Raw genomic sequence first — 11,386 nt, forward strand, 5'->3', positions numbered from 1 at the left:
TTCCGCGACGAAGCAGGTAATGGGTTTCGCTGCGCTCTACCCATCCTACGGCACCGTTGATCGTGTCACGCCGTTTTTGCTTCAGATCCGGCCCCCAGCAGAATCATGAAGACGAGAACGTGGCTGATGAGCAGCAGCGGCACGTAAACAGCCGGAATGTAAATGCCGGCGCCGAACAGGCCGGGATTCTGGATTTTCGTCACGCCCATGTAGTAGGCGTTCAGAAGATCCAGCGTGCCCCAGACGTTGAATATCCAGACCAGCGGAATGGCCATCGACCATCGCCAGGAGAGGGCCGCCATCGAAACGAGGGCGAGGGTGGCGGCGATGAGATCGCCCCAGCCGACCTCGGCGGCGAAATCCGGGCTCAATTCCGCCGATACGAATCCGGCCACCATGAAGTTCAAGCCGAGGAACCTGAACGCGTTGAAGGCTGCGAGAAGCCTCAAGGCGTCATAGCGCGGCATGGCGCGGAGTGCCGGCCAGACGTAGATGGCAGCCACCACCGCGCTTGTCAGCAAAGCGCCGGCGACGCTGAGCACGAATGGAAGGTTGAAGCTCGGAGGCACTTTGGGATTTCCTTGCGATTGTTTGTCCGGCCGGGTGAGATCGAGACGGCGCGCGTCGGCGGACGCTCAGGGTTTCGTCATGAGCAGACGGAGCGGCATCAGCGGGCCGACTGCGATGTATTCGTGGTCGACGAGCTCCTGCCTGGCGAGCGGCAGGCCATCCATGATCGCGTGTCCCTCGGCAACGTCCTTGACGTTCAGCAGGAACACGGCTCCGCGCCCGTCGGACCGCGAATACCATTCTCGAACCGTCCCGTTGAGGTAGAGCTGAACTGTCTGCCTGACTTCGTCGGGCATGACGGCCATCACCCGTTCGCGGGTGATGCCCGGCTTGACGGTCAGGATGACCATGACCGCGGTTGTCGGCGACGTGGCTTGTGCTTGTGCTTGGGCTTGGGATGAATCGACCATGAGAGTAGCGCCTGTCAGTGTGAGGGTGAGTGCCAATACGACGTTGCGGATTGTCTTCATCGGCTTCATGTCTCCAGTCACGGCGGTCGCCGTGATGTCGCCGATGTCGGCGCACGCAGCGGTACGGCTCATCAGCAATTCGGATGTAAGACCGCTTTCCGCGCGGCACTATTCGCGATAATGTTGATGGGCTATGAAGCAAAACTTCACAGTCAGGCAGGGCGCGCTCGACGGCGTGGAGGCGTTCCTGAGTGTCGCCCAGCATCGCAGCTTCCGCCGGGCGGCCGCTGAGCTCGGAGTCACGCCGTCGGCCATCAGCCAGGCGGTGCGTGCGCTCGAGACGCGGGTCGGCGCCGCGCTCTTCATCCGCACGACCAGAAGTGTCGGCCTAACCGAAGCCGGCGAGAGATTCTTTGCGCGCGCACGGCCCGCCTTCGAGGAACTCGTCGCGGCAAGCGGTGCGGCGCGAGAACTTGGCCAGCGGCCGGCCGGGCTGCTGCGTCTCACCGTGCCGCGCGCGGTGGTGCCGATCCTGCTGGAGCCGCTGGTGGCCTCGTTCTGTCAGGCATATCCCGAGATCGAGGTGGAGCTAGCCGCGAGCGAAGAGCTGGTCGACCTCGCCGCCGAAGGGTTTGACGCCGGCATCAGGATGGGCCAGTTCATCGCCCCCGACATGGTCGCGGTGCGCCTGACCAAGCCGCTGCCTCTCGTCATCGTCGGCAGTCCGGCCTACCTCGCTCGCCGCGGTCGTCCCGAGCGCCCCGACGATTTGCGTGGACACGCCTGCATGAGGTTGCGCCGATCGAACGGTGCGCTCGCTTCCTGGTCGCTCGACGACAAAGGTCGTTCGATCGAGATCGTCGTTTCGGGACCTTTCATCGCCAATGATTTTCCCACCATGCTCGGAGCCGCCATCGAAGGCGTGGGTCTTGCGCAGATGCCCGCGCCATTGGCCGCGAGCGCCGTGGCGGCGGGGAAGCTCATCCCTGTGCTGGAGCAATTCGCGCCGATGACGCCGGGTGTGTTCCTGTACTATCCCGGTCACCGACAGATCATGCCGAAGCTGCGAGCCTTTATCGATCATGTGAAGGGTCGCTCGGGGACGACGGCCTGATCTAAAGCGCGATGAGATTAGGATTGATCCTCATCGCGCTTTAGGTTGTTGTTTGAGCATGATCTTTTCGGAAAACCGCTGCGCACTTTTCCGGATCATGCTTTAGCGCCCCTCCCGCACGAACCTGTTGCGCAGCGTCCCGATGCCGGTGATGTCGATCTCGACGACATCGCCGTGCTTCATATCAGGCGAGGCGCCGTCCGTGCCCATCCAGATCACGTCACCGGGCCACAACGTAAAATATTTCGTCAGCTCGACCAGGAACGGTGCTACGCCGAAGATCATGTCGCGGGTCGCGAAGCGGTTGGTCTCCCGGCCGTTGACCCGGACGACCGTTTCCATCTTGGCGAGATCGGCCTCGGTCTCGATCCACGGGCCCATCGGCTTGAACGTGTCGGCATTCTTCGAGCGCCACAGGCTGCGGTCGGCCTTTTGCCAGGAACGCTCACTGACGTCGTTGCCGATGGTGTAACCGAACACGCAATCCATCGCGTTTTCTTTGGTGAGGTGCTTCACCTTCTTGCCGATGACGACGACGAGCTCGCCCTCATAATGGATCTTCTCGGTCGCAAAGGACGGGATCACGACGTCCTCGTCGTGCGCGATCAGCGCGTTCTGCGCGCGATAGCCGATCTCGGGCCGGTCAGGCACCGCCGGAATCTCGCCGCGCTTGTCGGCGGCTTCCTTCAGGTGCTTGAGGTAATTCAGCCCGACGCAATAGAAGGTGCGCGGGATCAGCGGCAGCTCGATCTTGACCTGCGATAGCGGATGCGCGCGCGAGGTGCGCTGCCATTCGCCGAACGGGTCGCCGTCGATTGCGATGACCTGGTCGCCTTCGACGATTCCCCAGGAAGTTTTGCCGGAGGCGGTGAATTTCAGCCAGCGCATGTCCAGTCCTCGCTATTATTCCGCGGCGTCGCGCGGCTGCACCTTCCAGGCGCCGGCGGCTGGCCTTTGCAGTCCGAGATTCTCCCGCAGTGTCTTGCCGCGATACTCCTTCTGGAACAGGCCGCGCCGCTGCAATTCCGGCACGATATGCTGCACGAAATCGGCATAGGAGCCGGGCACATAGGTTGCGGCAATGACGAAACCGTCGCAGCCGCGCTCGACGAACATCTCCTCCAGTCTGTCGGCGATCTCCGTGGGGCCGCCGACCATGGCGTCGTGCACCTGGCCGCGGCCGGAGAAGGTGACGAAGTCGCGCGCGCTCGGATTGCTCTTGCCGGAAGTCTTCAGCACGCCGTCGCGGATGCCGAGAATGCCCTGCATGCTCTTCAAGTCCTCCGTCGTCAGCGGCTCGTCGAGATCTTTGGAGGCGAAATCGTAGTTGAGCGCTTCGGCGAGCAGCGACAGCGCGTCGATCTGGAGCGGCAGCTTGTTGATCAGCGCCATCTTGTCCTCGGCCTCGGCCTTGGTCGCGGCGCAGACCGGCGTGGTCAGATTGCACAGGAACATCTGGTCGGGATCGCGTCCCGCCTTCGCGGCCTCGTTGCGCACGGACGCATAGCCTTCCTTCGCGGCGGCAAGATTGCGCGCGGCGGTGAAGATCACCTCGCCCCATCGCCCCGCAAAGCGCTGGCCCCGGCCGGACGCTCCGGCCTGGATGATGACGGGGTGGCCCTGCTGCGAGCGCGGCACCGTGAACGGGCCGCGCGACTTGAAGGCCGGCCCGTTGTGATCGAGCCGCTTCACCTTGCCTGGATCGGCAAAGCGGCCGGTCTTCTTGTCCATGATGATTGCGCCGTCTTCCCAGGTGTCCCAATGGCCGAGCACGACCTCCATGAACTCGTCGGCCTTGTCGTAGCGGGAATCGTGTTCGGGATGGGAATCGCGCCCCATGTTGAGGGCCTCGCCGTCGTTGAGCGAGGTCACGACGTTCCAGCCGGCGCGCCCGCCGGACATCAGGTCGAGCGTGGCAAAGCGGCGCGCGACGTCGAACGGCTCGTAATAGGTGGTCGAACAGGTCGCGCCCAGGCCAAGCTTGTCGGTGACCATGCCCATCGTGGTCAGCACGATCAGCGGATCCATCTTCACGCAGCGGATGCCGTATTCGACGGTGTGCGCGTGGTCGTTGCCGTAGCGGTCCGGCATCGCGAGGCGATCGTCGAAGAAGGCCATGTGGAACTTGCCCGCTTCGAGAATCCTGGCGATCTCCTGGTAATAATCCGCCGACATTGAATCGTCGCGGGAGTCCGGGTGGCGCCAGGAGCTCGGCAGGTTCGTGCAGTTCTGCGCCTGAAGGAAGCCGACCAGGACCATCTGCCGATTCATGCTGCTGTTCTCCAAATTCGCTCAGGCCAGATCGAGCACCGTGTCGAGCCGGTACTCGCGCGCCAGTGCGCGCATCTTCTCCCAGGTGGCATCCTCAACATCGATGCCGTCACGCAGGCGCTGCTGCTCGCGGATGCCCTCGATCTCGCCGGGATAGTAGACGCCCTTGCTGCCCTCCGAGGGCGGCGTCGATTTCAGGTAATGCGCGAACTCCGCGACCTCGCGCTTGAACTCCTTGAGCGGGCGGAACGCGGCGACGTTGAACACCGCCATGAAGCATCCGTCATTGTGCCGTCCCGTCGGCTCGACGCCGAAGCCGAGACCGGTGAGCAGGCCGCACAGCACCTCGACCATGGCGGCAAGGCCGCTGCCCTTGTAACCCTCGGTGCCGCCGAGCGGCAGCAGCGCGCCGCCCTTGCGGTATTGCGTCGGATCGGTGGTGTGCCGTCCCTCCGCATCGATGATCCAACCGGTGGGGATTTCTTCGCCGCGCGCGACCGCGAGCTGGATCTTGCCGGCTGCGACCGCAGAGGTCGCCATGTCCAGGTAGAACGGCGCCGTGAGATCGGACGGCACCGCGATCGAGATCGGGTTGGTGCCGAGCCGCGCCTCCTTGCCGCCGAATGGCGCCACGTGCTTCGGCGAGCGGCCGGAATCCGCCGTCGCGATCCCGATCATGCCCTCGCGCATCGCCATCAAGGGATAGGCGGCGAGGCGGCCGACATGGCTCTGGCGGAACACGGTGCAGGCGGCGACGTTCGCCGTCTTCGCCTTCTCGATCGTCAGCGCCATCGCCTTGGCGTTGACGTGGAAACCAAAACCCCAATGGCCGTCGATCACGGTCGTGGTCGGCGATTCCTGGACGATGGTCCATGGTGCGCCGGGCACGATGTGGCCGGCCTTGATGCGGTCGATATAGGTGGGAACGGCAATCACGCCGTGGGAATCGTGGCCGGCGAGATTGGCGTTGACGCAGCCGGTGGCGACCGCGTCGGCCTCTTCTTCGGACGCTCCGGCGGCCCGGAGCAGGGCGGCGCTGATGCGCGTGAGGCGGTCGGCCCTGACGATCGGCATGGCGTTCCCTCAGCCTGGTGCCCTTAACGGGCTGCTTGTTGGGAGCCATCGTCTCAAAGCGCGGGAGCGATATCAATCTCCCGTAAACCAATACAGGGCTGCAAATTCGTAAAGAGAGCGCGCCTTTGGTCGAGGATTTGTCCCGTGCGGCGGTATTTTCGTGAGTTTAGTACCGCACGTTCGCAGCTCGTTCACTTTGATCGATGGTTTGCCGCAGGCAATAACGACCACTTAGGCGGTCGCCCTTCATAAAGGCATCCGGGATAAATAGGCAGAAATGCCCGGGAGCTAAGATCGTGTCGACGACACTCGCGCGCACCTTTGCGGCGTTGAGCGCCATCAATGAAGCGATCCTCTACGCGAAATCGCCGGACGAGCTGTACCAGAAGGTCTGCGACGCCGGGTTTTCGAGCGGGGATTTTTTGGCCGTCGCCGTGTTCCTGGTGGATGCGGATGGTCAGCGGCTTCGTTTCGCCGCCGGTTGCGGCGACGACATTCGGCGGCTGCGTGCGCTCCTGATCACCACGGAAGCCGACACGCCCGAAGGGTCGGGCGTCGGCGGCGAGGCGTTTCGCGATCAGAAGCTATGCATCAGCAACGACTATCTGAACGATCCGCGGTCACTGGCGTGGCGCGCGGGCGCGGCCAGCGCCAATATCGGCGCGGCCGCGGCGTTGCCGCTGCTCTGCGACGGCAAGAGCGTCGGCGTGCTCTATGTGACTCGGAGCGAGGCCAACTCGCTCAACGAGCAGATGGTATCGCTGTTCGAGCGCATGTCGGCCAACATTTCCTATGTGCTGGAAAATTTTGCACGTGAGGCCGCGCGGCGGTCCGGCGAGCGCGCGATGCGGCGCCTCAACCGCATGTTCGGCGCGATCAGCGCGACCAATGAAGCCATCCTGCGCGCCAAGACCGATCTCGAGCTCTATCAGCTCGTCTGCGATGCCGCCGTGCACAGCGGCAAGTCGCTGGCGACGATCGTGTTGCTGCGCGAGCCGGATTCGCACTGGATGGTCCCGGTCGCCTCCACCGGAGAGAACCTCCAACTGGTCACCCAGGCGCGCTATTCGATCGACCCCGACAATCCCTACGGCAAGGGTCTCTCCGGCGAGGTATTCCGCACGCAGAAAGCCATCGTCGAGGACGATCTTGCCAGTCGCACCAAGGGCTCGCCCTGGGAGCAGGCCAATGTCAACACCGGCGTCGCGGCCTGCGTCGTCGCGCCGCTGATCAGGCACGGCGAGAGCGTCGGCGTGCTGCTGTTCTTCATCAGCCGTTCCTGGGCCAAGGACGAGGAGATCGTCGCGCTGCTGCTGCGCATGGCCGAGAACGTCTCGTTCGCGATCGAGAATTTCGGCCGCGAGGCCGAGAAGGCAAGGATCGCCGCCGAAGAGGAACGCCTGGCGCGCATGTATGCGGCGCTCAGCGCCACCAACGAAGCGATCCTGCGCGCGCGCTCGCGCCCGGAGCTGTTCGAGCTCGTCTGCGAAGCGACCGCCAAGGGCGCCAAGTTCACCTCGGTCAGCATCGCGCTGGTCGACCATCGCGCCGAGCTGTTGCGTGTCGTCGCCAGCTACGGCCCGAATGCCGCGCAGGTCCGTAACTTCAGGTTCTCCATCTCCGACCAGGTGCCGGAGGGGCGCGGGCTGACCGGCACCGCGTTCCGCACACGCCAGCCTGCCATCAGCAACGACGTGTTCGCGGACGACCGCATCGCGCCGTGGCAGGCCATTGCCCGCCGGAGTGGCATCGCGTCCTCCGCGGCGCTGCCGCTGTTCAACGGCGAACGGGTCGAAGGCGTGTTCCTGTTCAACTCTCCGGACCGCGACACCTTCACGGAGGAACTGGTCGAGCTGCTGCGCAAGCTCCAGGCCAATGTCGCCTTCGCGCTGGAGAATTTCGATCGCGCCGACGAGAAGGCCAAGGCCGAAATGCAGCGCAATCGTCTGCGCGGCATGCTCGAGGCGCTGAGCGCGACCAACGAAGCCATCATGCGGGTCAAGACCCGCGCCGAATTGTTCGAAGTCGTGTGCGAAGCGGCGGTGCTTGGCGGCACCTTCTCCTCCGCGACCATCGCCATGGTGGACGCGACCGGACACTATCTCGACATTGCGATGACCAAGGGCGAGAGCTGCTATCAGGTCAAGCAATGGCGGTTCTCGACGTCGGCCGACGACCCCGAGGGCCGCGGGCTGACCGGCACCTGCTTCCGCAGGCGTGCGCCTTGCGTCGCCAACGAACTCCTCACCGACGTCCGCACCGCGCACTGGCACCAGATTGCCCGCATCCAGGGCACCAAATCGGGCGCCTGCTTTCCGCTGCTCAGCAATGGCCATCAGGCGGTCGGCGTGCTGCTGTTTCTCTCGCCGGACGAAGGCTCGTTCACGCCGGATCTGGTCCAGCTGCTGGGACGGCTCGCCGAGAACGTGTCGTTCGCGCTGGACAATTTCGAGCGCGCCGAGGAAAAGGCCCGCACCGAGGCGCAGAAGGAGCGCCTGACGCGCATGTTCGCGGCGCTGAGCGCCACCAACGAGGCGATCATGCGGGCGAAGTCGCGCGCCGAGCTGTTCGACCTCGTCTGCGTCGCCGCATCGAACGGCGCCAAGTTCACTTCGACCACGATCGCGCTGGCGAGGCCCGACAGCGACCAGCTCGAGATCGTGGCCGCGGCCGGACCGTCCGCCGACACCACGCGCAACGTCCGCCTCTCCATCGACCCCGAGCGTCCGGAAGGGCGCGGCATGAGCGGTACGGCGTTCCGCACGCGCCAGCCCTGCATCAGCAATGACTATCTCAACGACGATCGCGTTCGCGCCTTTCATGCCATCGTCCGCGGCGACGGCGCGCGGTCAGGCGCGGCGTTCCCGCTGACCGCGCACGATCAGGCCGTCGGCGTCATGATCTACATGTCGACCGAGCCGGCCGCCTTCACGGCGGAATTCGTCGAATTGTTGCAGCGTCTGGCCGACAACGTCTCCTTTGCGATGGAGAATTTCGACCGCGCCGACGAGAAGAGCCAGGCGGACGAGCGGATCGAATATCTCGCCTCGCATGACAGCCTGACCGATCTGCCGAACCGTGAGACCTTCAACGGGCTATTGCGGCAGGCGATCGATGAAGCGCAGCGCCGCGATCACCGTTTCGCGGTGCTGTTCATCGATCTCGACCGCTTCAAGGTCATCAACGATTCGCTCGGACACGAGGCCGGCGATCTGCTGCTGCTCGAAGTGGCGAACCGCTTGCGCGGCGCGCTGCGGGCCAGCGACGTCGTCGCGCGTCTCGGCGGCGACGAGTTCGTGGTGATCCTCGACCAGTGCGGCGAGATCGACGACGTCCAGCGCATCGCGACTGGACTCTTGACGGCGCTGGCCGAGCCTATGCAGCTGGCCGGGCACGAATGTCACACCACGGCGTCGATCGGCATCGCGATGTATCAGGCCAACGGCTCCGACGCGCAGACGCTGACCAAGAACGCCGACATGGCGATGTACCTCGCCAAGGAAGACGGCAAGAACGGCTACCGCTTCTTCTCCAAGGAGGTGAAGACGCAATCGATCGAGCGGCTCTCGCTGGAGAGCGCGCTGCGCCGGGCGCTGGAGCGCGAGCAGTTCTCGCTGAACTACCAGCCCAAGGTCGACATGGAGACTGGCCAGATCACGGGTGTCGAAGCCTTGCTGCGCTGGACCCATCCCGAACTCGGCAGCGTCTCGCCGGCGCAGTTCATTCCGCTTGCGGAGGAAACCGGCTTGATCGTGCCGATCGGCCGCTGGGTGCTGAACGAGGCCTGCGCGCAGGCGATGGCCTGGCAGCGCCGCGGCCTGCTGCCGCTGTCGATGGCGGTCAACCTGTCGCCGCGGCAGTTCGCCGACGAGCATCTGTTGCAGGACGTCGACGAGGCGCTGGCGGCCTCGGGCATGTCGCCGGTGCTGCTCCAGCTCGAGGTCACCGAGAGCATGATGATGCGCAACGTCGGGCGGGCGCTGAAGGTGCTCGACGCCATCCAGAGCCGCGGCATTCGCTTGGCAATCGACGATTTCGGCACCGGCTATTCGTCGATGTCGCTGATGAAGCATTTCCCGATCGACACCATCAAGATCGACCGCTCCTTCGTGCGCGACCTGCCGCAGGATTCGGAAGACCAGGCGATCGCGCAGGCGATCATCAGCATGGGCAAGGCGCTCGGCATGACCGTCGTTGCCGAAGGCGTCGAGAACGCCGAGCAGGAGGCATTCCTGCGCACCCATGGCTGCGACGAGATGCAGGGCTATCTCATCTCCAAGCCGCTGCCCGCGAAGCAGATGGCCGAGCTGCTGCGGCCGATGATGCTGCCGGTCGCGCCGCCGCTCCAGCCGGAGCCGGCCTCCGGCGACGCCGCCGCGTCAGGGCTGAAACGCGCTGTCATCTAGCGGCTGCGGGTGCAGCTCGCGGACGTCGTGCTCGCCGGCTTCCGCCTTGCTCGGAAAATCCTGCGGTCCCGTCAGCGAGGTCTGCTCGACGAACAGCGCGAGAATCGTTCGCGCACCGTCGGCGAAGCTCGCGCCCTCGTTCAAGCCGAGCGCGGCGGACCATGTTGCGTTCATCGGCTCCTGGTCGTCGACCACCGCCATCGCAGGCCCCCACCACCAGGCGGGCGCGGGCGAGCGCTCGTCCTCGGGCACGACATGCCAGCGGACGAACTCATCCATCACGCGCTCGAATTCCAGGCGTACAGCCTGATGCATGCGGTCGATACTCCCAGAATCTGCATCCGATGACAGGCCGACGTACGGATTTTGATCGCAGCCTTGGCGTTCGGAAAAATCGGCTCGCGCATATCGGGCGGGCCATGCATGCCGACATCATCGTCGGCAATGCCTCAATGTGCGGCCGTCGGCGATACGCCAACGGCGGCAATGAACAGGCATTCTAGCCGCTGGGAGGTGCGGCAGGCAAGGTACGGATGTTACGGTTGCTTAACGGGCCCTGAGCGGATGCGCCTTCTGGTGCCAGGCCCAGGCGGTGCGGATCACCGTCGGCAGGTCGGAGTGACGCGGCACGAAATTCAGGACTTTTCGCGCAGCGGAGGGGTCGGCGACCAGATAGGTGGGATCGCCGGCGCGGCGCGGCTTGACCGTGTGCGGCACCTCGCGCCCGGTCTCCTTCTTGATAGCGTCGAGGATCTCGCGCACCGAGAAGCCGGCGCCGGTGCCGAGATTGAAGCTGCCGCCGGCATGCCCCTGTTCCAGCAACTTCAGGGCGGCGAGATGAGCCGCCGCGAGATCGGTGACATGGATGTAGTCGCGGATCGCGGTGCCGTCGGGGGTGTCGTAGTCGTCGCCGAACACGGCGAAGTCGACATGGCCCTGGAGCGCCATCATGGCGCGCGGAATGAGGTGAGTCTCGTTGTCGCGCAGCTCACCGATGCCGCCGGCCGGATCGGCGCCGCTGGCGTTGAAATAGCGCAGGCAGAACGCACCAAAGCCGTAGGCAGCGCGATAATCGGCGAGCATGCGCTCGATCATCCACTTCGATGCACCGTAGGGATTGATCGGCGCGCAGGGAAAGTCTTCCGGCAGCTCCTTGGAATCGGCGTTGCCGTAGACGGCGCCGGTCGAGGAGAACACGATGCGATGACAGCCCGCGTCGCGCATCGCCTGCAGCAGCGACAGCGTGCCCTGGACGTTGTTGATGTAATATTTCTGCGGGTCGGTCATGGACTCGCCGACGAGGCTGGCGGCGGCAAAATGCATCACAGCGGTGACCTTGTGATCGGCAAAGGTGCGCGCCAGCGCCGCTCCGTCGAGCAGATCGCCCGTCACCAGCGGTCCGGCCACGAAATTGCGATGACCTGTCGAGAGATTGTCATAAACGACGGGTTGATAGCCGGCGGCGGCCAGAGCGCGGCAGGCGTGCGAGCCAATATAGCCCGCGCCTCCTGTGACGAGGACGGTCGGTCGGTCGGTCATGT

9 protein-coding genes are annotated in these 11,386 nt (G+C 64.7%); 2 read left to right on the forward strand and 7 right to left on the reverse strand.

Annotated features, from left to right (window positions below; translation table 11 throughout):
• Window positions 1-65: 65 nt before the first annotated feature.
• Together QA642_RS06070 and QA642_RS06075 are read right to left on the reverse strand one after the other, a co-directional pair.
• Window positions 66-503, reverse strand: a complete 438-nt coding sequence (locus tag QA642_RS06070; protein ID WP_283083848.1) for a hypothetical protein — start codon at window positions 501-503, stop codon at window positions 66-68.
• Between the two features lie 132 nt (window positions 504-635).
• Window positions 636-1,112 carry a hypothetical protein gene (locus QA642_RS06075; RefSeq protein WP_283083849.1) on the reverse strand — a complete coding sequence of 159 codons (477 nt, stop codon included), beginning with the start codon at window positions 1,110-1,112 and terminating at the stop codon, window positions 636-638.
• Between the two features lie 61 nt (window positions 1,113-1,173).
• Between QA642_RS06075 and QA642_RS06080 the strand changes: the two genes are divergently transcribed.
• On the forward strand, window positions 1,174-2,094 hold the full coding sequence (locus QA642_RS06080) for a LysR family transcriptional regulator (RefSeq protein WP_283083850.1): 921 nt from the start codon (window positions 1,174-1,176) through the stop codon (window positions 2,092-2,094).
• A 102-nt stretch (window positions 2,095-2,196) separates the two neighbouring features.
• Here the strand turns inward: QA642_RS06080 and QA642_RS06085 are convergent, their stop codons facing one another.
• From QA642_RS06085 to QA642_RS06095, 3 genes are read right to left on the reverse strand one after another with little or no spacing between them, the layout of a single operon-like run.
• Window positions 2,197-2,982, reverse strand: a complete 786-nt coding sequence (locus QA642_RS06085; RefSeq protein WP_283083851.1) for a fumarylacetoacetate hydrolase family protein — start codon at window positions 2,980-2,982, stop codon at window positions 2,197-2,199.
• 15 nt (window positions 2,983-2,997) lie between these two features.
• A complete protein-coding gene (locus QA642_RS06090; protein ID WP_283083852.1) occupies window positions 2,998-4,365 on the reverse strand; it encodes an LLM class flavin-dependent oxidoreductase in 1,368 nt (455 codons plus the stop codon).
• 21 nt (window positions 4,366-4,386) lie between these two features.
• Window positions 4,387-5,439: an Ldh family oxidoreductase gene (locus QA642_RS06095; RefSeq protein WP_283083853.1), complete on the reverse strand. Its 1,053-nt coding sequence runs from the start codon at window positions 5,437-5,439 to the stop codon at window positions 4,387-4,389.
• Between the two features lie 296 nt (window positions 5,440-5,735).
• Here QA642_RS06095 and QA642_RS06100 point away from each other — a divergent pair, with 296 nt between their 5' ends.
• A complete protein-coding gene (locus QA642_RS06100; RefSeq protein WP_283083854.1) occupies window positions 5,736-9,845 on the forward strand; it encodes a GAF domain-containing protein in 4,110 nt (1,369 codons plus the stop codon).
• Here QA642_RS06100 and QA642_RS06105 read toward each other — a convergent pair.
• Together QA642_RS06105 and galE are read right to left on the reverse strand one after the other, a co-directional pair.
• A complete protein-coding gene (locus tag QA642_RS06105; protein ID WP_283083855.1) occupies window positions 9,819-10,160 on the reverse strand; it encodes a hypothetical protein in 342 nt (113 codons plus the stop codon). The genes QA642_RS06100 and QA642_RS06105 overlap by 27 nt on opposite strands.
• A gap of 231 nt (window positions 10,161-10,391) precedes the next feature.
• Window positions 10,392-11,384 carry a UDP-glucose 4-epimerase GalE gene (gene galE, locus QA642_RS06110; RefSeq protein ID WP_283083856.1) on the reverse strand — a complete coding sequence of 331 codons (993 nt, stop codon included), beginning with the start codon at window positions 11,382-11,384 and terminating at the stop codon, window positions 10,392-10,394.
• Window positions 11,385-11,386: the final 2 nt, after the last annotated feature.

It is taken from the genome of Bradyrhizobium sp. CB2312 (genome assembly GCF_029714425.1).
Taxonomy (GTDB): domain Bacteria; phylum Pseudomonadota; class Alphaproteobacteria; order Rhizobiales; family Xanthobacteraceae; genus Bradyrhizobium.

Coding starts and splice junctions, on each gene's coding strand:
- QA642_RS06075 (WP_283083849.1), bottom strand. CDS start 1,112: ATGAGCCGTACCGCTGCGTGCGCCGACATCGGCGACATCACGGCGACC.
- QA642_RS06080 (WP_283083850.1), top strand. CDS start 1,174: ATGAAGCAAAACTTCACAGTCAGGCAGGGCGCGCTCGACGGCGTGGAG.
- QA642_RS06085 (WP_283083851.1), bottom strand. CDS start 2,982: ATGCGCTGGCTGAAATTCACCGCCTCCGGCAAAACTTCCTGGGGAATC.
- QA642_RS06090 (WP_283083852.1), bottom strand. CDS start 4,365: ATGAATCGGCAGATGGTCCTGGTCGGCTTCCTTCAGGCGCAGAACTGC.
- QA642_RS06095 (WP_283083853.1), bottom strand. CDS start 5,439: ATGCCGATCGTCAGGGCCGACCGCCTCACGCGCATCAGCGCCGCCCTG.
- QA642_RS06105 (WP_283083855.1), bottom strand. CDS start 10,160: ATGCATCAGGCTGTACGCCTGGAATTCGAGCGCGTGATGGATGAGTTC.
- galE (WP_283083856.1), bottom strand. CDS start 11,384: ATGACCGACCGACCGACCGTCCTCGTCACAGGAGGCGCGGGCTATATT.